At 71.5% G+C, this 21,769-nt stretch carries 20 protein-coding genes; 3 read left to right on the top strand and 17 right to left on the bottom strand.

Annotated elements, in window-relative coordinates:
- Positions 1-2: 2 nt before the first annotated feature.
- The 6 genes from secF to ruvC form a co-directional block, all read right to left on the bottom strand.
- Positions 3-1,118 (bottom strand): protein translocase subunit SecF, encoded by a 1,116-nt coding sequence (gene secF, locus IE249_RS22470; RefSeq protein WP_189707225.1) that lies wholly within the window; start codon positions 1,116-1,118, stop codon positions 3-5.
- A gap of 3 nt (positions 1,119-1,121) precedes the next feature.
- Entirely contained in the window at positions 1,122-2,909 is a 1,788-nt protein-coding gene (gene secD / locus IE249_RS22465; RefSeq protein ID WP_189707313.1) for a protein translocase subunit SecD, read from the bottom strand.
- Positions 2,910-3,052: 143 nt separating this feature from the next.
- Positions 3,053-3,565 (bottom strand): preprotein translocase subunit YajC, encoded by a 513-nt coding sequence (yajC, locus tag IE249_RS22460; RefSeq protein WP_189707223.1) that lies wholly within the window; start codon positions 3,563-3,565, stop codon positions 3,053-3,055.
- A gap of 163 nt (positions 3,566-3,728) precedes the next feature.
- The gene (ruvB, locus tag IE249_RS22455; protein WP_189707221.1) at positions 3,729-4,799 is read right to left on the bottom strand and encodes a Holliday junction branch migration DNA helicase RuvB; all 1,071 of its coding nucleotides are present in this window, start codon (positions 4,797-4,799) and stop codon (positions 3,729-3,731) included.
- Between the two features lie 25 nt (positions 4,800-4,824).
- Entirely contained in the window at positions 4,825-5,430 is a 606-nt protein-coding gene (gene ruvA, locus IE249_RS22450; RefSeq protein WP_189707219.1) for a Holliday junction branch migration protein RuvA, read from the bottom strand.
- The gene (gene ruvC / locus IE249_RS22445) at positions 5,427-5,966 is read right to left on the bottom strand and encodes a crossover junction endodeoxyribonuclease RuvC (protein WP_189707217.1); all 540 of its coding nucleotides are present in this window, start codon (positions 5,964-5,966) and stop codon (positions 5,427-5,429) included. Before ruvC ends, ruvA begins: the two co-directional genes overlap by 4 nt.
- Positions 5,967-6,263: 297 nt before the next feature.
- Here ruvC and IE249_RS22440 point away from each other — a divergent pair, with 297 nt between their 5' ends.
- Positions 6,264-6,572, top strand: coding sequence for a hypothetical protein (locus IE249_RS22440; protein ID WP_229859016.1), 309 nt, complete (start codon positions 6,264-6,266; stop codon positions 6,570-6,572).
- A gap of 61 nt (positions 6,573-6,633) precedes the next feature.
- Here the strand turns inward: IE249_RS22440 and IE249_RS22435 are convergent, their stop codons facing one another.
- The 7 genes from IE249_RS22435 to pgsA form a co-directional block, all read right to left on the bottom strand.
- Positions 6,634-7,386, bottom strand: a complete 753-nt coding sequence (locus IE249_RS22435) for a YebC/PmpR family DNA-binding transcriptional regulator (RefSeq protein ID WP_189707213.1) — start codon at positions 7,384-7,386, stop codon at positions 6,634-6,636.
- Between the two features lie 48 nt (positions 7,387-7,434).
- Positions 7,435-8,046 carry a pyridoxal 5'-phosphate synthase glutaminase subunit PdxT gene (gene pdxT, locus IE249_RS22430; protein ID WP_189707211.1) on the bottom strand — a complete coding sequence of 204 codons (612 nt, stop codon included), beginning with the start codon at positions 8,044-8,046 and terminating at the stop codon, positions 7,435-7,437.
- Between the two features lie 8 nt (positions 8,047-8,054).
- The gene (pdxS, locus tag IE249_RS22425; protein WP_189707209.1) at positions 8,055-8,969 is read right to left on the bottom strand and encodes a pyridoxal 5'-phosphate synthase lyase subunit PdxS; all 915 of its coding nucleotides are present in this window, start codon (positions 8,967-8,969) and stop codon (positions 8,055-8,057) included.
- Between the two features lie 129 nt (positions 8,970-9,098).
- On the bottom strand, positions 9,099-9,641 hold the full coding sequence (locus tag IE249_RS22420) for a LemA family protein (protein ID WP_189707207.1): 543 nt from the start codon (positions 9,639-9,641) through the stop codon (positions 9,099-9,101).
- Between the two features lie 72 nt (positions 9,642-9,713).
- Positions 9,714-10,877: a glycosyltransferase family 4 protein gene (locus tag IE249_RS22415; RefSeq protein WP_189707205.1), complete on the bottom strand. Its 1,164-nt coding sequence runs from the start codon at positions 10,875-10,877 to the stop codon at positions 9,714-9,716.
- Positions 10,874-11,791 carry a phosphatidylinositol mannoside acyltransferase gene (locus IE249_RS22410; RefSeq protein WP_189707203.1) on the bottom strand — a complete coding sequence of 306 codons (918 nt, stop codon included), beginning with the start codon at positions 11,789-11,791 and terminating at the stop codon, positions 10,874-10,876. The genes IE249_RS22415 and IE249_RS22410 overlap by 4 nt, the downstream gene beginning before the upstream one ends.
- Positions 11,788-12,462, bottom strand: coding sequence for a phosphatidylinositol phosphate synthase (gene pgsA / locus IE249_RS22405; protein WP_189707201.1), 675 nt, complete (start codon positions 12,460-12,462; stop codon positions 11,788-11,790). The genes IE249_RS22410 and pgsA overlap by 4 nt, the downstream gene beginning before the upstream one ends.
- A 693-nt stretch (positions 12,463-13,155) precedes the next feature.
- Here pgsA and IE249_RS22400 point away from each other — a divergent pair.
- Together IE249_RS22400 and IE249_RS22395 are read left to right on the top strand one after the other, a co-directional pair.
- The gene (locus IE249_RS22400) at positions 13,156-15,354 is read left to right on the top strand and encodes an elongation factor G-like protein EF-G2 (RefSeq protein WP_189707199.1); all 2,199 of its coding nucleotides are present in this window, start codon (positions 13,156-13,158) and stop codon (positions 15,352-15,354) included.
- Positions 15,355-15,580: 226 nt separating this feature from the next.
- Entirely contained in the window at positions 15,581-17,236 is a 1,656-nt protein-coding gene (locus IE249_RS22395) for an AbeC-like domain-containing protein (RefSeq protein WP_189707197.1), read from the top strand.
- A gap of 118 nt (positions 17,237-17,354) precedes the next feature.
- Here the strand turns inward: IE249_RS22395 and IE249_RS22390 are convergent, their stop codons facing one another.
- The 4 genes from IE249_RS22390 to IE249_RS22375 form a co-directional block, all read right to left on the bottom strand.
- The gene (locus IE249_RS22390) at positions 17,355-17,915 is read right to left on the bottom strand and encodes an HIT family protein (RefSeq protein WP_189707195.1); all 561 of its coding nucleotides are present in this window, start codon (positions 17,913-17,915) and stop codon (positions 17,355-17,357) included.
- Positions 17,916-17,994: 79 nt separating this feature from the next.
- Positions 17,995-19,971, bottom strand: a complete 1,977-nt coding sequence (thrS, locus tag IE249_RS22385; protein WP_189707193.1) for a threonine--tRNA ligase — start codon at positions 19,969-19,971, stop codon at positions 17,995-17,997.
- Positions 19,972-20,128: 157 nt separating this feature from the next.
- Positions 20,129-21,409 (bottom strand): hypothetical protein, encoded by a 1,281-nt coding sequence (locus IE249_RS22380; protein WP_189707191.1) that lies wholly within the window; start codon positions 21,407-21,409, stop codon positions 20,129-20,131.
- The coding region (locus IE249_RS22375; RefSeq protein WP_189707189.1) for a DUF4365 domain-containing protein at positions 21,406-21,769 on the bottom strand (364 nt) is incomplete at its 5' end. The genes IE249_RS22380 and IE249_RS22375, both read right to left, overlap by 4 nt.

Genomic DNA, 21,769 nt, shown 5'->3' with positions numbered 1-21,769 from the left:
GGTCATCGGCGCTTCCCGGAGGGACGGCCGCGGCCGCGGCCGCGGGACGCGGCCTGGCCGCGCGGACCGACCACGGCGGGAGCCGCGTCCGCGGTCTCGTCGTCGTACGCCGCGCCCGCGCCGGCCGCCGGCACCGGCTCGCCCTGGGCGCCGGCCTGTGCCCGCTTGGCCAGGACGCGCTTGCGCAGGGCCTTCATCTGCGGCTCGCGCTCCTTGAGGTCGGCGACGAGCGGGGTGGCGATGAAGATCGAGGAGTACGCACCGGCCGCGAGGCCGACGAACAGCGACAGCGAGATGTCGTTCAGCGTGCCGGCCCCGAGGAAGCCGCCTCCGATGAACAGCAGGCCCGCGACCGGCAGCAGGGCGACCACGGTGGTGTTGATGGAGCGCACCAGTGTGCCGTTGATCGACTGGTTGGCGATGTCGCTGTAGGTGAACCGGGTCTGCTTGGTGATGTCCTTCGTCTGCTCCTTGAGGCTGTCGAAGACGACGACCGTGTCGTAGAGCGAGTAACCGAGGATCGTCAGCAGACCGATGACCGTGCCGGGGGTGACCTCGAAGCCGACCAGGGCGTAGATGCCCGTGGTGATGGTGATGTCGTGGATCAGGGCGACCAGCGCGGCCACGGCCATACGCCACTCGAAGGCGATCGCCAGGTAGATCACGACGAGGACCATGAAGATGCCGAGGCCCTCCCAGGCCTTGTCGGCGATCTGCTGACCCCAGCTCGGGCCGACCAGGTCGGCGTTGATCTGCTCGGAGTTGACGTTGAGGTCCTTGGCGAGCGTGTCCTTGATCGCGTCGGACTTGCCGGTCTCGATCCCGGCGATCTGGATGCGCAGCGCACCCGTGCCGAGCTTCTGCACCACGGCCTCGTGACCGGAGGCCTGCGCGGCGTACTGCTCGGCCTGGGCCACCGAGACGGTGGTCTTCGGGGTGGTGAAGACCGCTCCGCCCTGGAACTCGATGCCCATGTTCAGGCCGCGCACCGCCAGGCCGACGATGGCCGTGATGGTGATCAGGATGGAGATGCCGTACCAGATCTTGCGCTTGCCGACGAAGTCGTAGCTGATCTCGCCGCGGTGCAGTCGAGCGCCGAGGTTGCCGAGTTTCGACATTGCTCAGGCCTCCTTCGGGTCGACAGGGCCGGCGGTCGGACCGGCGGGACGGCGGATGCGGCGCAGCGGCGGCTTGGCACCCAGGCTCTTCGGGTCGAGCCCGGACCACTTGTGGCCGTTCGCGAAGAACTTGCGGCGGGCGAGGATCGTCATGAGCGGCTTGGTGAACAGGAAGACGACGACCACGTCCAGCAGGGTGGTCAGGCCGAGCGTGAACGCGAAGCCCTGGACCTTGCCGACGGTCACGATGAACAGGACGGCGGCGGCCAGGAACGACACGAAGTCCGAGACCAGGATGGTGCGCCGGGCACGCGGCCAGGCCCGCTCGACCGCGGGACGCAGCGTGCGGCCCTCACGGATCTCGTCCCGGATGCGTTCGAAGTAGACGATGAACGAGTCGGCGGTGATGCCGATGGCGACGATGGCGCCGCAGACGGCCGGCAGGTTCAGCGCGAAGTGGATGGTCGGGCCGAGCAGAGCCATGATCACGTAGGTGAGGACCGCGGAGACCGACAGGGACGCGACGGCGACGAGCGACAGACCGCGGTAGTACAGCACGAGGTAGATGATCACCAGGGCCAGGCCGATCGCGCCCGCGATGAGGCCCGCCTGGAGCTGCTCGCCACCGAGCGCCGCGGTCACGGTGGTGACGCTCGACTCCTTGAAGGTCAGCGGGAGCGCTCCGTACGACAGCATGTTGGCGAGGCTCTGCGCCTCCTGCTGGGTGAAGCGGCCGGAGATCTCCGCGTTGCCGCCGGTGATGGCCGTCTGCACGTACGGGTGGGAGACCACCTGGTCGTCGAGGACGATCGCGAACTCGTTCTGCGGGGTGGTCTTCTGGGCCAGCTGACCGGTGATGTCGGCGAACTTGCTCGAGCCCTTGGAGTTGAAGGTCATCTGGACCTGCCAGCCGCTGGCGCCCTGGGTGTCGAAGGCGGCCTGCGCCTTCTTCACCTCCTGGCCGTCGACCGCGACCGGTCCGAGCAGGAACTTGCTCCAGACCTTGCCGTCCTGGCCGCAGGCGACGGTGGGCTCACCGGGCTTGGCGTCCTTCCCGGCGCCGGCCTGCTCGGCGGGCTTGCTGCAGTCGAGGGCGGCGTAGCGGGCCTGAAGGTCGGCGGCGGCGCTGCTCGCCCCGGGTGAGGGAGTGGCCGACGGCTTGGCGCTCGAGGAGGCGGACGCGCTCGGCGAGGGGGTGGAGCCGGCCTTCAGGGCGTCGGTGACGGCACGGCCCTGAGAGGTCGGCGTCGCCTTGGGGGACTGTGTGGCCGACGAGGACGCCTTCGCCTTCGGGGTGGAGCCGGAGGCGGGGCTGGCGCTCGGCTTCGTCGAGGAGCTGCCGCTGGGGGACGCGCCCGGCGACGGGCTCCGACCGGAGGCGCCGGAGACCTCTTGCTGCAGGACCGGGCGGAAGTACAGCTTGGCGGTCGTGCCGACCTGCTGCTGCGCCTCCTTGGAGTTCGTGCCGCGCGGGATGTTGACGATGATGTTGCGATCGCCCTGGGTCTGGACCTCCGTCTCCGACACGCCCAGACCATTGACACGGCGGTTCATGATGTCGACCGCGGTGTCCATGTTGGCCTTGTTGATCGCGTTGGGCTGCCCCGGCTGGTTGACCGCCGTCAGCGTGATGCTGGTTCCACCGGCGAGGTCGATACCGAGACGGGGAGTGGTGTGTCCCGAGGCGAACATTCCGCCGGTGAGCGCCACGATGGCGATCAGGATGAGGGCCAGCGAGCGCCCCGGCTTGCTCTGGGCACTCGCGCTCCGGCCCCTCTTAGGTGCTGCCACCTTCTCGTACTCCCTCTCGGGCCGCTCCACGCCGGTGGGCGCGGTCGGCCGTGACATGGTGTCGGGCTGTTCCGTGCAGGAAACAAGCGCGCCCGGTGGTGCCCGGGGCGGGATCGTGCCGCGCGCACACCACCGGAGCGTGACTACTTCGTGCCGGAGTCGCCCTCGGTCTTCTTCGGCTCGTCCTGCGCCTTGGCCTCGGTGGGCTCGGCGGCCTCGGCCGCGCCGGCGCCCTCCTCGGCGGCGTCCTTCTTGCCGAGGTCGATCTTGTCGTCGGAGGCGGCGGCAGCGGCGGATCCGTCGGCCTCGTCGGTCTCGGTGAGGGAGGAGGCGTCGTCCGGGACGATGTCGGTGTCGGACTTCAGGTCGTGCTCGATGCCGTGGACGATGCGGTTGTACTCGTCGTCGGACAGGACGGTCGCGATCGCGTTCTTGGCGAACAGCAGCTCGACGCCCGGGCCGGCGTCGAGGAGGACCGTCTCGTCACTGACCTCCTTGACCGTGGCGTACATGCCCCCGATGGTGCGGACTCCGCTGCCGGGCTGCATCTGGTTCCGCATTTGGGCGGCCTGCTGCTGCTTGCGCTTGGCCGACCGGGTCATCAGGAACATGGCCCCGATGAGCACGATGAACGGGAGGAGGGTCACGAGACTCACGGGTCGGTACTTCCTTCACACGACCGCGAAGTGAGCGGCCTGATGGTTGGGGGTATGTGTGCTGCCCACTAAGGCGGCATCGGCGGAGTCTAAGCGAGTCCGCGCGCATGGAACAACGCTCAGCATGGCACCTGGGTTCCTCCCGGGGCCAATGCCGTTCGTCTCATCCCCCGAACAGATCTTGTTGTCCGTTTCCCGCGGAGGCCGAGCGGGGCGGGGTGAGGCCGAGGTGCGCCCAGGCCGCCGGGGTCGCCACGCGCCCGCGCGGGGTGCGGGCGAGCAGGCCCTCGCGTACGAGGAAGGGCTCGGCGACCTCTTCCACCGTCTCGCGCTCCTCCCCCACCGCGACCGCGAGGGTGGACAGGCCCACCGGGCCGCCGCCGAACAGCTTCAGCAGCGCCTGGAGGACGGCCCGGTCGAGCCGGTCGAGGCCGCGCGCGTCCACCTCGTAGACGGCGAGGGCGGCCGCGGCGATCTCGCGGGTGACGATCCCGTCCGCCTTGACCTGCGCGTAGTCACGGACGCGGCGCAGCAGGCGGTTGGCGATGCGGGGCGTGCCGCGGGAGCGGCCGGCGATCTCGGCGGCGCCGTCGGTGTCGATCTCCACGTCGAGCAGGTGCGCCGAGCGGTGCACGACCCGCTCCAGCTCGGCGGGCTCGTAGAACTCCATGTGGGCGGTGAAGCCGAAGCGGTCGCGCAGCGGGGGCGGCAGCAGGCCCGCGCGGGTGGTGGCGCCGACCAGTGTGAAGGGGGGCAGCTCGAGGGGGATGGCGGTGGCACCGGGGCCCTTGCCGACGATCACGTCGACGCGGAAGTCCTCCATCGCCATGTAGAGCATCTCCTCGGCGGGCCGGGACATGCGGTGGATCTCGTCGAGGAAGAGGACCTCTCCCTCCTGGAGGGAGGAGAGGATGGCGGCGAGGTCGCCGGCGTGCTGGATGGCGGGGCCCGACGTGATGCGGATGGGGGCGCCCATCTCGGCGGCGATGATCATGGAAAGCGTGGTCTTGCCGAGGCCGGGGGCGCCGGAGAGCAGCACGTGGTCGGCGGTGGCGCCGCGGGCGCGTGCGGCGCGCAGCACGAGGTCGAGCTGTTCGCGGACCTTCTCCTGGCCGATGAACTCGCCCAGGTCCTTGGGGCGCAGGGCGGCCTCGACGGCCTGGTCCTCACCGTCGGCGGACGCACCGACGAGCCGCTCGGGGGCGGGGCTGTCGGTCGTGTCGTCCCAGTTCATGGAGTGTGCCTCGATCGTCGTGGGGTCAGCGGGCGCGGTTCAGGGTCTGCAGGGCAGCCTTGAGCAGCCGGCCCACTTCCGGGGCGCCGCCCGCGGCCTCGGCCTGCGGGGTGACGGCGGCGACGGCCTCGTCGGCCTCCCGGGTGGCGTAGCCGAGTCCGATGAGGGCCGCGTGCAGCTGGTCCCGCCACCCCTGGCTGACGGGCGCGCCCACGACCGGGGCGCCGAGGGGCTCGCCGAGGCGGTCCTTCAGCTCCAGCAGCAGCTTCTGGGCGCCCTTCTTGCCGATGCCGGGCACGGCGGTGAGGGCCTTCTCGTCGCCGGTGGCGACGGCGCGGCGCAGTGCGTCCGGGGTGTGCACGGCCAGCATGGCCTGGGCCAGGCGGGGACCGACGCCGCTCGCCGTCTGGAGCAGTTCGAAGGTCTGGCGTTCGTCGTCGTCGGCGAAGCCGTACAGGGTGAGGGAGTCCTCGCGGACGACGAGGGAGGTGTGCAGCCTTGCGGGCTGCCCGATGCGGAGCGCCGAGAGCGTGTCGGGCGTGCACTGGACGGCCATGCCGACACCGCCGACCTCGACGACGGCCGCGTCGGGGGCCAGTGCGGCGACCGTGCCGCTGACGAAGGCGATCATGCCGTACGGCCTTTCGTTGGGTTGACTGTGTGGCGGGCGACCGCCTGCTGGAGCCGGTTCTGGGCGGGGGCGCGCCAGATGTGGCAGATGGCGAGCGCCAGAGCGTCGGCGGCGTCGGCCGGCTTCGGCGGTGCGGCGAGCCGGAGCAGGCGGGTGACCATGGCCCCGACCTGGGCCTTGTCGGCGCGGCCGCTGCCGGTGACGGCGGCCTTGACCTCACTGGGGGTGTGCAGCGCGACGGGGATGCCGCGCCGGGCGGCGCACAGCATCGCGACGGCACTGGCCTGGGCGGTGCCCATGACGGTGCGCACGTTGTGCTGGCTGAAGACGCGCTCGACGGCGACGAACTCCGGCCGGTGCTCGTCCAGCCACTGCTCGACGCCCTGCTCGACGGCGAGGAGGCGGTGGCCGAGGTCGGCGTCCGCGGGCGTGCGGACGACACCCACTCCGAGCATGGTCAGCGGCCGGCCCGGGACGCCCTCGACCACGCCGACGCCGCATCGCGTGAGCCCTGGGTCCACACCGAGTACGCGCATCTCGCTCCGCCACCCCCTCCCTCTGTGTCGACTCGAGCCTTTCGGGCTCGCTGCCGTGCCAGGTTATTCGGCGGCACCGACAGCGCGTCCCCGGCCCAGTTGATCAAGTACAGGCAAAGGATCAAAACGTACCAGGTGAGGATGGCCGGAAAGGTGGCTGGATGCCCGGTATGCACGAGGGATTCGCGATTGCCTCTCCCACTTGATCACTTGTAAGTTCTCGAACGGCCGTACGAGAGACCACCGTTCGGCCGACGCCGAACAGGCGTCCATGATGACAAGAGAATCGGGGAACCCATGCGCTCCATGGCGAAGATCGCCGTGACCGCTTCCATGCTGCTGGCCGGTGTCGCCATCGCGACTCCCGCGCAGGCCGCCACGGCTTCGTCCGGCCTGACGAAGGGCCGCAGCGGTTGCTTCAACTACTCCTACGGTGACGGCATTTCGACCACGACCGTGTACTTCCACAACATCTGCAAGACCACGTCGACGATCAACATCTGGTGGAAGGACGGCAAGGTCGAGTACATGAAGGCCGCGACCGTTCCGGCCGACGGCAAGGGCCACCTGAAGCACACCGGCTCGATCAAGGAGATCGACGGCTGATCCACGCCGCCGAGACGACGAATGGCCCGCCGAGGAGTTTCCGGCGGGCCATTCGGCTTGTTCAGGCGTCGACCTTCTCCATGACCTCGTCGCTGACGTCGAAGTTGGCGAAGACGTTCTGCACGTCGTCGCTGTCCTCGAGGGCGTCGATCAGCTTGAAGATCTTCTTGGCGCCCTCCTCGTCCAGCTCGACCTGCATGGTGGGGACGAAGTTGGCGTCGGCGGAGTCGTAGTCGATGCCGGCGTCCTGGAGGGCGGTGCGGACCGCGACCAGGTCGGTGGCCTCGCTGATGACTTCGAAGGACTCACCGAGGTCGTTGACCTCCTCCGCGCCGGCGTCCAGGACGGCGGCCAGGACGTCGTCCTCGGTCAGCCCGCCCTTGGGGACGATCACGACGCCCTTGCGGTTGAACAGGTACGACACCGAGCCCGGGTCGGCCATGGAGCCGCCGTTGCGGGTCATGGCGACGCGCACCTCGGAGGCGGCGCGGTTGCGGTTGTCGGTGAGGCACTCGATGAGCACCGCGACGCCGTTCGGGCCGTAGCCCTCGTACATGATCGTCTCGTAGTCGGCGCCGCCGGCCTCGAGACCGCCGCCGCGCTTGATCGCGGAGTCGATGTTCTTGTTGGGCACCGACTGCTTCTTGGCCTTCTGGACGGCGTCGTAGAGCGTCGGGTTGCCCTCGAGGTCGACCCCGCCCATCCGGGCCGCGACCTCGATGTTCTTGATCAGCTTCGCGAAGAGCTTGCCGCGCTTGGCATCGATGACGGCCTTCTTGTGCTTCGTCGTGGCCCATTTAGAGTGGCCGGACATCTGCCTGTCTCCTTCGCGTAACCCGTCTCTGTACGAACTCCAGAGATCCTACAAGGACTCGGGTGCCCTCTTGGCGCGCACCATGTCGGCGAACAGCCGGTGCACGCGGTGGTCGCCGGTCAGTTCCGGGTGGAACGACGTGGCCAGCGCGTTGCCCTGGCGGACCGCGACGATGTGGCCGTCGTGCTCGGCGAGCACCTCGGCCCCGGCGCCGACGGACTCGACCCAGGGGGCGCGGATGAAGACGCCCTCAACAGGATCGCCCTCCACACCCTTGACGTCGACCGCGGCCTCGAAGGACTCGTTCTGGCGTCCGAAGGCGTTGCGGCGCACGATCATGTCGATGCCGCCGATGGTCTCCTGGCCCGAGCGCGGGTCGAGGATCTTGTCGGCCAGCATGATCATGCCCGCGCAGGTGCCGTAGACGGGCATGCCCTCGCGCACGCGCGCGCGCAGGGGGTCCATCACTCCGAAGAGGACGGCCAGCTTGGAGATGGTGGTGGACTCGCCGCCGGGGAGGACCAGGCCGTCGACCTCGGCGAGCTCTTCGGGGCGCCGCACCGGCCTGGCCACGGCGTCGGCCGCGGCCAGGGCGATGAGGTGCTCCCGTACGTCGCCCTGGAGGGCCAGGACGCCGATGACAGGGACTTCGTTGGACATGGAGGTGATTACCAGCCGCGGTTGGCGTAGCGCTCGGTCTCGGGGAGGGTGTCGCAGTTGATGCCGACCATGGCCTCGCCCAGGTTGCGGGAGGCGTCCGCGATGATCTTCGGGTCGTCGTAGAAGGTGGTGGCCTTCACGATGGCGGCGGCGCGCTTGGCCGGGTCGCCGGACTTGAAGATGCCGGAGCCGACGAAGACGCCCTCGGCGCCGAGCTGGCGCATCAGGGCGGCGTCGGCCGGGGTGGCCACACCGCCGGCGGAGAACAGCACCACCGGGAGCTTGCCGAGCTCGGCGACCTCCTTGACCAGCTCGTAGGGGGCGCGCAGCTCCTTGGCGGCGGCGTACAGCTCGTTGTTGTCGTAGCCGCGCAGGCGGGCGATCTCGTTCTTGATCTGGCGCAGGTGGCGGACGGCCTCGACGACGTTGCCGGTGCCGGCCTCGCCCTTGGAGCGGATCATGGCCGCGCCCTCGGCGATGCGGCGCAGGGCCTCGCCGAGGTTGGTGGCGCCGCAGACGAAGGGCGTGGTGAACGCCCACTTGTCGGAGTGGTTGACCTCGTCGGCCGGGGTGAGGACCTCGGACTCGTCGATGTAGTCCACACCGAGGGACTGCAGGACCTGGGCCTCGACGAAGTGGCCGATACGGGACTTGGCCATGACCGGGATGGAGACGGCGTCGATGATGCCCTCGATCATGTCCGGGTCGGACATGCGGGCCACGCCGCCGTCCTTGCGGATGTCGGCCGGGACCCGCTCCAGGGCCATGACGGCGACGGCGCCCGCGTCCTCGGCGATCTTCGCCTGCTCCGGCGTGACGACGTCCATGATCACGCCGCCCTTGAGCTGCTCGGCCATGCCGCGCTTGACGCGGGCGGTACCGGTCTCGGGAGTCTGGGCGGAGTCGGAAATCGTGGTGGACACGGGTGACCTCACATCGGTGGAAAAGAGGGGTTTGACGCAACCCCGAGGAAACGCGAGTGGACCAGTCCACGGCAAGGGCCAATGGCGAGCCGGTGGATCCTTTTGGCCGGATGAACGGGTGGTGGCGGGCTAGGCGGCCCGTTCCACCAGCGCCGTCGGCGGTTCGTCGTCCATCTCGAAGGCCATCGGGAAGGGGGCATGGCCGGCCAGGCGGAACCAGCGGACCTTGCGGTGTTCGCGGAGCCTGCGGGCGGCGCCCACGGCGTCGTTGTGGAAGCGGCGGGCCATCGGCACCCTGCGCACCGCCTCGGTGAGCTCGCGCGCCGCCTCCTCGCCGCCGGGGGCCTCGCGGACCGCCTCCACCTGCGGGGTCTCGGCGAAGACCGCCCGCAGCGCCTGGCTCAGCTCGCTCTCCGCGACCTCCCGCTGGTCCTCCTCGGCCTGCCGGGCGGCGTGGGCGGCCTCGTAGAGCACGATGGAGGCGGCGGGGTCGAGGACGCCGGAGGTGGCCAGCTCCTGCGCGACGGAGGCGCGGCGCAGCAGCTGCGCGTCGAGGGCGGCGCGCGCGGCGTCGATACGGGCGTGCAGCCGGTCCAGCCGCCCCGCCGTCCAGCTCAGGTAGAGGCCGACGGCGACCAGCGCGACGAGGATCCAGATCAGGGTTGCGGTCACGGTCGGCAGGCTATCGGGACCGTACAAGGCGCCCGCCCCCGGGCGGAGCTGCCCGGGGGCGGGGGTCCTGCCTCAGTCGCGGGTCAGGCCCAGGCGGGCCCTGAGGGTCGAGGTGCGGTCGTCCGTCGCCACGGCGGCGGCGCCCGCGGTGACCGTCTCGTAGACGGACAGGATGTCCGCGCCGACCGTGGACCAGTCGAAGCGGCGGACGTGGGCGCTGCCGCGGTCGCGCAGCTCGGCCCGGCGCTCGGGGTCGGCCAGGAGGCGTACCGCCGCGTCGGCGAGGGCGTCCGCGTCCTCGTTGGCGAACAGCTCGCCCGCCTTGCCCTGGTCCAGGACCTGGGCGAAGGCGTCCAGGTCGGAGGCGAGCACGGGGGCGCCGGCGGACATGGCCTCGACGAGGATGATGCCGAAGCTCTCGCCGCCGGTGTTGGGGGCCACGTAGAGGTCGATGCTGCGCAGGAAGCGGGCCTTGTCCTCGTCGCTGACCATGCCGAGGAACTCCACGCGCGAGCGCAGCTCCCTGGGCAGCGACTGGACCGCCTCCTTCTCGTCACCGCGGCCCGCGACCAGCAGGCGGGCGCCCGGGCGGGAGGCGAGAATCTTCGGCAGCGCGCGCATCAGCACGGGCAGGCCCTTGCGGGGCTCGTCGATGCGCCCTATGAAGCCGATCGTGTCGCCCTGCCACTCGGGCCTGGGCTCGGCCCCGGCGAAGAAGTCGACGTCGACGCCGTTGGGGATGACCACCGCGTCGCCGCCCAAGTGCTCGACCAGGGTGCGCCGGGCGTACTCGCTCACGGCGATCCGGGCGCTGATCTTCTCCAGGGCGGCCTGGAGGATGGAGTACGCGGCGATCATCGCGCGCGAGCGCGGGTTGGAGGTGTGGAAGGTCGCCACGATCGGGCCCTGGGCCGCCCAGCAGGTCAGCAGGCCCAGCGACGGCGAGGTCGGCTCGTGGATGTGGATGACGTCGAAGCGGCCCTCGTGCAGCCAGCGCCGCACGCGGGCCGCGGACAGGAAGCCGAAGTTGAGGCGGGCCACCGAGCCGTTGTACGGGACCGGGACCGCGCGGCCGGCCGAGACGACGTACCGCGGCAGGGGGGTGTCGTCGTCGGCGGGGGCGAGGACGGACACCTCGTGGCCCAGTCCGATGAAGTACTCCGCGAGGTCGCGGATGTGGAACTGGACGCCGCCCGGGACGTCCCAGGAGTAGGGGCAGACGATGCCGATCCTCACGGGCGCTCCCCGTCCGCGGCGCGCGGTTCGAGATCCGCGAGCCACAAGCGCTGCAGCATGTGCCAGTCCTCCGGGTGTTCGGCGATGCCGGTGGCGAAGGCGTCGGCCAGCGCCTGTGTCATGGAGGACGTCTTTTCGGCCCGGGTACCTGACCCGGGTACCTCGATCGGCGGGTGGACGCGTCCGCGCATGACGGGCGAGTCGTCGTACCAGAGGGTGACGGGCAGCAGCAGGGCGCCCGTCTGCTGGGCGAGGAGGGCGGGTCCGGCGGGCATCCTCGCGCTCTCGCCGAAGAACTTCACCTCGACGCCGGAGGCGGACAGGTCGCGGTCGGCGACCAGGCATACCAGGCCGCCGTCGCGCAGCCGGCGGGCCAGGGTGCCGAAGGCGGAGCCGCCGCTGTGCGGCAGAACCTCCATGCCGAGGCCCTCGCGGTAGGCGACGAAGCGGTCGTAGAGCGTCTCGGGCTTCAGTCGCTCGGCGACGGTGGTGAAGGGGGTGCCGAGCGCGGTGGTGACCCAGGCGCCGGCCAGGTCCCAGTTGGCGAGGTGGGGCAGCGCGAGGACGACGCCACGGCCGGAGGCGAGACCGTCGGTGAGGTGGTGCAGGTCCTTGGGGTCGAAGCCGGTGCGGACGCGCTCGGGGCTCCAGGCGGGCAGCCGGAAGGACTCCATCCAGTAGCGCAGGTACGACCGCATGCCCGCGCGGGAGAGTTCCGCGAGGCGCTCGGGGCCGGCGTCGGGCACCACGCGCGCGTAGTTGCCCTCCAGGCGCAGCACGCCCTTGCCGCGCCGCTTCCACGCGAGGTCGGCGACGGTGCGGCCCAGGCGCACGGCGGCCGGCTCGGGGAGTTTCTTCACGGTGCTCCAGCCGAGGCCGTACAGGGCGTCGGTGAGGCGCTCCCGGGCGCTCATTTCGCGGCCTCGCTCCCCCGCGTCTCCTGGCGGGCGGCCGCGGCCTCCGCCTCCTCCGACTCGCGGCGGACGGTGACCACGCGCTGGATCAGCGTGACCAGGCTGCCCGCGGCCACGATCCACAGGGCGACGGGGAGCAGGTACTGGATGCCGGGGACGCCGAACTTGTGCAGGCCCGCGAAGCCGGCCGCGACCAGGGAGATCACGAGGCGCTCGGCGCGCTCGACGAGCCCGTTGACGGCGACCGGCAGGCCGATCGACTCGCCGCGCGCCTTGGTGTACGACACGACCTGGCCGCTGGCCAGGCAGAAGATGGAGACCGCGCACAGCACGTTGTCGTTTCCGCTGCCCGCGTACCACAGGGCGAAGCCGCCGAAGATCGCGCCGTCGGCGACCCGGTCGAGGGTGGAGTCCAGGAAGGCGCCCCAGCGGCTGGAACGGCCCAGCTGGCGGGCCATGTTGCCGTCGACGAGGTCGGAGAACACGAACAGCGTGATGACGACCGTGCCCCAGAAGAACTCGCCCCTGGGGTAGAAGACCAGCGCGCCCGCGACCACTCCGGCCGTGCCGAGGAGCGTCACCGTGTCGGGCGAAACGCCCCGGCGGATGAGAAACGCGGCGAACGGTGTGAGGACACGCGTGAAGAATGCACGCGCGTACTTGTTCAGCATGGCCTTCCCGAGGGTCGGTGTCGCCGGACGCCCCTGCTGGCCACCGGCTGGCCCATCGTAGCCACGCACCCCCACCCACGACTCCCGGGCACCCACAGCCCACCCCCGGCACGCTCGGGGCGGGGAGAGCCGGGGGCCCAGGATCCCCGCACTCGGCGGCGGGGGCGCCCGGACTGGCTGCGGGGGCGCCCGGGGCCGGCGGCTGAGGGCCGCGGTGCCGCAAGCCGTGATGCCGGAACCGGAGGCCCCCACGCGGCGAGTGCCGGGCGACTGGCCGCCGGGCCGGCACCGACGCGCGACGCGCCCGGCGTGAAGCGGCGGACCGGTGCCAGGCCGAAGCACGAGGCGCCCGGGCCGGCGGCCAGGGCCAGTACCCGCCGGACAGGGCGGCACGGCGGCGGCCAAGGCACCCGAGGGCCAAGGGCGGGGCCCTGCCGAAATCCACCGACCCACGCCAGAACGCCAGAACGCCCGGACGCCAGAACGCCCGGACGCCCGGACGCCCGGGCGCCACCGCAGGATCCCCGGGGCGGGGTGTGAGCGTGCGGTGCGGTGGGATCGGGTTGTTCGTATGGACGGGCGGTGACGGGAGTGGAAAGCTCGAAGGACCGCGGGCGTCGCAGGAGCCGCCAGTGCACGCGGTGCCGCGTGTCCGCGCCCACAGTGACCTCACCGTCAACGGGAGGCAGGATCATGGGCGACAAGGCGCATACACACCCCGGGGCCGCCGGCAGGGCAGTGGCGGCCGACCATCCCGCGTCCGTACGGAATGTGGTGCTGGTCGGCCACTCCGGATCGGGCAAGACGACCTTGGTGGAGGCTCTCGCGCTGACCGCGGGGGCCGTGAACCGGGCGGGCCGTGTCGAGGACGGCGGCAGCGTCTCGGACTACGACGAGATCGAGCACCGGCAGCAACGCTCGGTGCAGCTCTCCCTGGTGCCGGTCGAATGGGACGGCATCAAGATCAACCTTCTGGACACCCCCGGCTACGCCGACTTCGTCGGGGAGCTCAGGGCCGGTCTGCGAGCGGCGGACGCGGCCCTTTTCGTCGTCTCGGCCTCGGACGGCGTGGACGGCTCGACCCGCATGGTGTGGGAGGAGTGCGCGGCGGTCGGCATGCCGCGCGCGATCGTGATCACGCACCTGGAGGCCGCCCGCGCGGACTTCGAGGAGATGACGCGGGTGTGCGCCGAGGCCTTCGGCGCGGACGACCCCGACGCGGTGCTGCCGCTGTACCTTCCCCTGCACGGCCCCCAGGGACCGGACGGGCACGCGCCCGTGACCGGCCTGACCGGTCTGCTCACGCGCAGGCTGTTCGACTACTCCACCGGCGAGCGCAAGGAGTCCGAGCCGGGCGAGGACCAGCTGCCGGACCTGGAAGAGGCCCGCAACCGGCTCATCGAGGGGATCATCTCCGAGAGCGAGGACGAGACCCTCATGGACCGCTATCTCGGCGGTGAGCAGGTCGACGTCACCACGCTGATCCAGGACCTGGAGCGGGCCGTCGCGCGGGGGGTCTTCTTTCCCGTCCTGGCCGCCGCCCCCGCGGCCGAGGGCGCCCGGCAGGGCCTCGGCACGGTGGAGTTGCTGGAGCTGATCACCGGCGGCTTCCCGACCCCGTTCGAGCATCCCCTGCCCGGGGTCGCCACCATCGACGGCGAGCCGCGCGAGCTCAAGGCCTGTGACACGGACGGCCCGCTGGTCGCCGAGGTCGTCAAGACCTCCTCCGACCCCTACGTCGGCCGGATCTCCCTGGTCCGCGTCTTCTCCGGCACCCTGCGCCCCGACGAGACGGTGCACGTCTCCGGGCACGGCCTTGCCGACCGCGGGCACGAGGACCACGACGTGGACGAGCGGATCGGCGCGCTGTCCACGCCGTTCGGCAAACAGCAGCGCCCGGTGACGCACGCGGTCGCCGGGGACCTGGTGTGCGTGGCCAAGCTGAGCCGCGCGGAGACCGGCGACACGCTGTCCGCGAAGGACGACCCGCTGCTGATGGAGCCCTGGCAGATGCCCGACCCGCTGCTGCCGGTGGCCATCCAGGCGCACAGCAAGGCGGACGAGGACAAGCTGTCCCAGGGCCTGTCCCGGCTGGTCGCCGAGGACCCCACGATGCGGCTGGAGCAGAACCAGGACACCCACCAGGTGGTGCTGTGGTGCCTGGGCGAGGCCCACGCGGACGTGGCCCTGGAGCGGCTGCGCAGCCGCTACGGCGTCCAGGTCGACGTCGTACCGCACAAGGTCTCCCTGCGGGAGACGTTCGCGAACCGTGCGGCGGGACGCGGCCGGCACGTGAAGCAGTCCGGCGGGCACGGACAGTACGCGATCTGCGAGATCGAGGTGGAGCCGCTGCCGGGCGGCTCGGGCATCGAGTTCGTCGACAAGGTGGTCGGCGGGGCCGTGCCCCGGCAGTTCATCCCGTCCGTCGAGAAGGGCGTGCGCGCGCAGGCCGCGAAGGGGGTCGCCGCCGGCCATCCGCTGATCGACGTGCGGATCACGCTGCTGGACGGCAAGGCGCACTCGGTGGACTCCTCCGACGCGGCCTTCCAGACAGCGGGCGCGCTCGCCCTGCGCGAGGCCGCGGCCGACGCGAGGATCCACCTGCTGGAACCGGTGGCCGAGGTGAACGTGCTGGTGGGCGACGAGTACGTGGGCGCCGTGATGAGCGATCTGTCCGGGCGGCGCGGCCGGGTGCAGGGCACCGAGCAGGTCAGCGGCGGGCGCACGCTCGTACGGGCCGAGGTGCCGGAGATCGAGATCGGCCGGTACGCGGTCGACCTGCGGTCCCTGTCGCACGGCACCGCCCGCTTCGACCGCCGCTACGTCCGCCACGAGCCGATGCCGCCGCAGGTGGCCGAACGGCTGCGGAAGCAGGAGAGCGAGGAGTCGTAGCCAACAGGGGTCAACGAGGTTGTGCGGCCGGGCTCTTGGCGCGCCCGGCGCACAACCCGGCGGCCGCGCGGGCCCGGAACGCTTCACTTCGCACGGGCGGGCGGCTTCGGCCGTCCGCCCTCCGGCGCCGGTGGGTACGGATACGCTGATGACCTGATCAACAGGTGTGCGGGGCAGGGAAGTCGGGAAGGCCGCAGGTGCAGACGCGGCGGCAGTGGGGGCGGCAGTGACGGACGGATTCGATTTCAGTCCCGGGGCGCAGGTGCCCCTGTCGGGCACGGCGGGACAGACGGCGGCCACCTACGCGCTGGCCGCGGCCGCGTACCGGGACGACGAGGTGACCAAGATCCTCGCCGCGGACAACGAGTGGCACCAGTCGAAGGTCAGCCTGCCCCGCCCCTGGGGGAAGATCTTCCGCCCGCGGCTGGGCGAGGCGTTCTCCCGCGCGGTGATCGACCGGATGCTCGGCGCCGGGCGCCTGCCCCTCATCCAGTCCTTCGGCCTGGAGCCCCAGGTGGTGGTGGAGCACTGCCTGGCCGCCCACCGCATCCGCCGCGAGCGGGACAACTGGCTCACGGCGGTCACCGTGCTGTGCGGGGTGCTGTTCCTGCCCGGCTTCCTGGTGTGGCTGCTGGTGTTCATGCTGCGCACCAATGTCAGCAGGCGCGAGGACAAGCGCGCGAGCGCTCTCGGCACGGTGCTGCTGGTCGCGATGGGCGCGCTCGCCGTGCTGTTCCTGATCAAGATGCCCTTCCACGGCTTCTGGGCGTGGTATGCGCGTGCGACGGTGGTCATGCCGGTCGTCGGCTGGTTCTGGGCCAAGCAGATCTGCGAGCGCACCGCGCGCGACTTGCGGGAGCGCTGGGAGGGCCTGCTGACCGGCGGTGGCGTGGGCGCCAAGATCCCCGAGGCGGTGCCGGGGAGCCCCGGTGACGCGGCCGAGCAGGTGCGCAAGGAGCTCGCCCGGCTCAGCGCCGAACAGCGCTCCAACTCGGTCTTCTACGCCGGGCCCAAGGGCATACTCGGCATGGGCACCCGGTGGGGCAGCTGGCAGCTGGCCGAGGAGCTGGTCTCCGCCGAGCCGGGCAAGGACTTCCACCCCTTCCGCAGCTGGGACGTGATCACCGCGATCCAGGGCGGCCTCGGGATGCTGGAGCGCACCCCGATCAACACCGGCGGTTTCCCCAAGCCGTCCATCACGCACTGGATCGTCACGCCCATCGGGGAGAACGCCAAGGAGGTCTCCCGGCCCAGCGGCACCGACGTGGAGGCGTACACCGTCAGGACGCACGCCATACAGGACATCTGCAACAAGCAGCAGTTCGGCGGCGGCGACCGGCACTACCTGGGCGTGCAGTGGACGCTGTGGGACGGGCACCTGGTGATCACCATGCTGATCACGGTGACGGTGCTGCACGACACCCTGCGCATCGAGGTCACCGGACACGCCCTGGGCCCGGTCAACTCCCTGTTCAACGAGAAGCCGGCGGCCAAGGAGAAGGAGGTGCAGAAGGCCTTCCGCTTCTGGGAGACCCGCAAGGTGAAACTCCCCCTGGTCGACGCCGACGAGGTCGTACGGCTGGCCGCCCGCGCCCCGCTCACCGCCTACCCGCCCGTACTGAACTGGCTCGGGGGCAGCCTCACCCTGCCCGAGCCGTTCGGCCTTCGGCATGCCTGGGCCGACCAGCCCTGGCGCCATCGCTTCATGGCCGACGACGCGCTGCGCGCCGCCACTCCCGTGCTGCGGGTGGTGCACGCGGCGGCGTTGAAGGTGCTCCGGGAGAACGGCGTGGACGTGGAGAAGTTCGGCTCCCGCTCGTCGGTCCTCAGCGGCGCGATCCAGGAGGCGTCGCCGAGGAAGGCCGACGTCTACGACGCGTAGCGCCTCCGGCGGGTGCGGGGAGGGGTACGGCGGGCTGCCCACCGCTCTCCGGGGGCTCCGCCCCCGGGCCCCCGTCGGCCTGAACGGCATCGTCCTCGAAGGCCGGACGGGCTGGTTGTCACGCCGTGGGCCAGGCCTCCGCGAGCATCTTGCGGGTGTCGGCGAGGAGTTGGGGCAGTACGCGCGTGTGGCCGACCACCGGCATGAAGTTGGTGTCGCCGCCCCAGCGGGGCACGATGTGCTGGTGGAGGTGGGCGGCGATGCCTGCGCCCGCGACCGAGCCCTGGTTCATGCCGATGTTGAAGCCCTGGGCGCCGGAGGCGGTGCGCAGGGCCCGCATCGCCTGCTTGGTCAGCTCCCCCAGCTCGGCGGTCTCCGCGGCCGTGAGGTCGGTGTAGTCGGCGACGTGCCGGTAGGGCACGGTCATCAGATGGCCGCCGTTGTACGGGTAGAGGTTGAGCACCGCGTACACCTGCTCGCCGCGCCTGACGATCAGGCCGTCCTCGTCGGACTTGGCCGGGATGGAGCAGAAGGGGCAGCCGTCGCCGGCGCCGGGGCCGGTCGGCTTGTTCTCGCCCTGGATGTAGGCCATCCGGTGGGGCGTCCACAGACGCTGGAACGCGTCCTGCGTCCCCACTCCGATCTGCTGCTCCGGCTCACTCGTCATGCGTGCCAGCATATGGCGTCCCGGCGGCTGACCGGGAAAGGCCCCCGAGGCTGCCCTCGGGGGCCGGACACCCCGCGCCGGCGGGACCGGGTCACACCTGCGCGCGGCGCTCCACCACGTCCACGAGCTTGGCGATGGCCTCGTCCCGCGGAATGCCGTTCTCCTGGGAGCCGTCGCGGTGGCGGAAGGACACCGTGCCCGCGTTCATGTCGTCGTCGCCGACGATGATCATGAAGGGGACCTTCTGCTTCTGCGCGGTCCGGATCTTCTTCTGCATACGGTCCGAGGAGGAGTCGACCTCGACACGCAGGCCCTTCTTCTTCGCGTCCGCGGCGAACTTCCGCAGGTACTCCACGTGCGCGTCGCCCACCGGGATGCCGACGGCCTGCACCGGGGCCAGCCACGCCGGGAAGGCGCCCGCGTAGTGCTCGAGCAGCACGGCGAAGAACCGCTCGATGGAGCCGAACAGCGCGCGGTGGATCATGACCGGGCGCTGCTTGGAGCCGTCGGCCGCGGTGTACTCCAGGTCGAAGCGCTCCGGGAGGTTGAAGTCGAGCTGGACGGTGGACATCTGCCAGGTGCGGCCGATGGCGTCCTTGGTCTGGACGGAGATCTTCGGGCCGTAGAAGGCGGCGCCGCCCGGGTCGGGGACCAGCGGCAGGCCCTGCTTCTCGGCGACCTGGCGCAGGGTCTCGGTGGCCTCCTCCCACACCTCGTCGGAGCCGACGAACTTCTCCGGGTCCTTGGTGGACAGCTCGAGGTAGAAGTCGGTCAGGCCGTAGTCGCGCAGCAGGTTGAGGACGAAGGTGAGCGTCTTGTCGAGCTCGTCCGCCATCTGCTCGCGGGTGCAGTAGATGTGCGCGTCGTCCTGGGTGAAGCCGCGGGCGCGGGTCAGGCCGTGCACGACGCCCGACTTCTCGTACCGGTACACGGTCCCGAACTCGAAGAGGCGCAGCGGCAGTTCGCGGTAGGAGCGGCCGCGCGCGTCGAAGATCAGGTTGTGCATCGGGCAGTTCATAGGCTTGAGGTAGTAGTCCACGCCCTCGTCGAGCTGCATGGGCGGGTACATGCCCTCGGCGTACCAGTCCAGGTGGCCCGAGGTCTCGAAGAGCTTCCCCTTGGTGGCGTGCGGGGTGTAGACGAACTCGTAGCCCTCCTCCTCGTGGCGGCGGCGCGAGTAGTCCTCCATCACGCGGCGGACGACGCCGCCCTTGGGGTGGAAGACGGCCAGGCCGGAGCCGATCTGCTCGGGGATGGAGAACAGGTCGAGCTCGTTGCCCAGCTTGCGGTGGTCGCGCTTCTCCGCCTCGGCGAGGAAGTCCAGGTACGCCTTCAGCTCGTCCTTGGACGGCCAGGCGGTGCCGTAGATGCGCTGGAGCATGGGGTTCTTCTCGCTGCCGCGCCAGTAGGCGGCCGCGTTGCGCATCAGCTTGAACGCCGGGATGAGCCGGGTGGAGGGCAGGTGGGGACCGCGGCAGAGGTCCTTCCAGCACAACTCGCCGGTCTTGGCGTCGAGGTTGTCGTAGATCGTCAGCTCGCCGGCGCCGACCTCGACGTCCGCGCCGTCCTCGCTGGAGGCGGAGCCCTTGAGGCCGATCAGCTCCAGCTTGTACGGCTCGCCGGCGAGTTCCTCGCGGGCGGCCTCGTCGGTGACGACCCGGCGGGAGAAGCGCTGGCCGCGCTTCTGGATCTCCTGCATCTTCTTCTCGATGGCCTTGAGGTCCTCGGGCGTGAAGGGCCGGGCCACGTCGAAGTCGTAGTAGAAGCCGTCCTTGACGGGCGGGCCGATGCCGAGCTTGGCCTCGGGGAAGATCTCCTGCACGGCCTGCGCCATGACGTGCGCGGTGGAGTGGCGCAGGATGTTGAGTCCGTCCTCGGAGGAAATCTCGACGGCTTCGACGGTCTCGCCGTCCTTGACCTCGTGGGCGAGGTCCTTGAGCTCGCCGCCGACGCGGGCGGCGACGACCGAGCGCTCGCCGGCGAAGAGGTCGGCGGCCGTGGTGCCCGTCGTCACCGTGCGCTCTTCCCGCTCGGAATCGCGTTGGATGATCACACGGACGTCTGACACCGGTCTCTCCTGACTGCAGGTGGGATGCGGCGCCATACCGGGAGCGCGCGCATGACTGGGATCGTACCGAGCCGGGGCCGTCCACCGCGAAACGGTCACCCTCGGTCCGCGCCCGGTCGCACGCCCCGGCCTTTGCCGGTCACCCTCACCGGTCCGATCAGCCGCGCTCCCCGGCGCCCGGCGCCCCCTCGTCCCCGGCGTCCGGCGCCCCTTCGTCCCCGGCGCCGCACGCATCCTCGAGGAAGTCCGTGTCCCGGCCGCTCTCCTGGACGGACTTCATCAGCCGGTCCCGCTCCTCGTCGTCCACCGGCACGGGTACGACCCCGCAGGCGTCCGTGAGCCGGCGGAAGCCGCCCCGGCTCTCCAGCCGCCCGAGCACCCGCACGGGCAGTCCCAGGAGGTGGGCGTGCCCGGCGGCGCGGTAGTCCTCCTCGTCGAGGGTGACGCGGACGTAGGGCACCTCGACGCCGGCCATCACCCGCAGCCGTACGGTGCCCTCGCCGCGCGGCTGGGACCTGCGCATCCGCACCACGGTGCCGGTGATCCGCACCGGCACCGAGGGCTCGGCCCGCAGATAGCGGGCGCCCGCCTCGCGCAGCACGGGCAGGTCGCCGGGGGTGAACTCGACGGCCTCGGCGGCGGCCGCGCAGTCCTCGGGCACGCCGGCGGCGGGCGCCCACTCGACCGCGATGCGGGCCCCCTCGGTGCCGCGTACGAGGGTGACGAGGGCCTCGGTGAGCTCGCGGCTCGCGCCCGCGCGCACGGCGCCGTCGAAGGCGTCCATGGCGCCGGTGGCCCGCTGGTAGTCGATGGCCTCGCGCACGGCGTAGACGGCCTGGTGGAGCCGCACGGCGAGCGGCCGGCCCGGGTCGACCGGCACGAAGGCGGTCAGCCGGCGGCCGTCGGTCGCGGAGCCGACGAGGACGTCCTCCAGGCGGGCGGTGGCCGAGCGGCGGTGGCGGGCGCCGTGGTAGCCGGCCCGCGCGCGGGTGGCGAGCGCGGCGGCGAGGAGGGTCTGCCGGGCGGCGGAGCGCAGCCGTTCCTCGACGGTCCAGGGAGCGGCGTCGGCCGGTCCGCCCGGCACGTCCCGCCACCAGCGGATCTCGTCGCTGGGCAGGCAGAGCGCGAGCAGCACCTCCCGCGCGGAGGGGGTGCCGCTGCGGGCGAGCGCGTCGAGCGCCTCGCCGAGCAGGTCGTCGCTGTCGGGGAAGGCGCGGCTGACGGGCACCAGCAGGCTGGTCCCGGCGCCGCCCGGTCCGGGCGGGGTCCAGCGGCCGTAGCGTCCGCCGGCGCCGCCGCGCCGCTGCCAGCCGTGCCGGTGCAGCAGCGCCGCGAGCACGGCGGGGTCCACCTGGGCGGGCCGGGGCCGGTTCCAGGAGGGCTCCACCGGGTGCGGCCGCACCGGCCGCAGGGGCTCGTCGAGGGGGCGGTGCGTCACGGTCTGCCTCCCGTCCCGACCCGCGTCATGATCTCGCACAGGGCCCGGTCGTCGAAGATGCGCGAGGTGGGGATCCGCACGGTGGTGCGGTGCCGGCCGGTGATGGGGTGGCCGGCGAGGTTGACCCAGTAGCAGCAGTGCCTGAGGTCGAGCCGGTCGTGCCCGGCGCGCAGCCACTGGTCCTGGGAGCGGGGCACGATCATCACGACCAGGATCTTGTGCACCGAGACGGGGGTGCGGGCGAGCTTGGCCAGGTGGTCGTTGTCGAGGGTGAAGGAGAAGAAGCGGCCCGGGGGGTTGGGCGGGACCTGGTAGGTGCACTTCAGCTGCACCTTGATGGTCACCTCGTCGTCGACGGTG

Origin of the sequence: Streptomyces anandii JCM 4720 (assembly GCF_014650655.1) — a bacterium.
Lineage (GTDB): Bacteria > Actinomycetota > Actinomycetes > Streptomycetales > Streptomycetaceae > Streptomyces > Streptomyces anandii.
The sequence above is the reverse complement of the archived record's forward strand: the minus strand, read 5'-3'. Positions and strand labels throughout refer to the sequence as shown.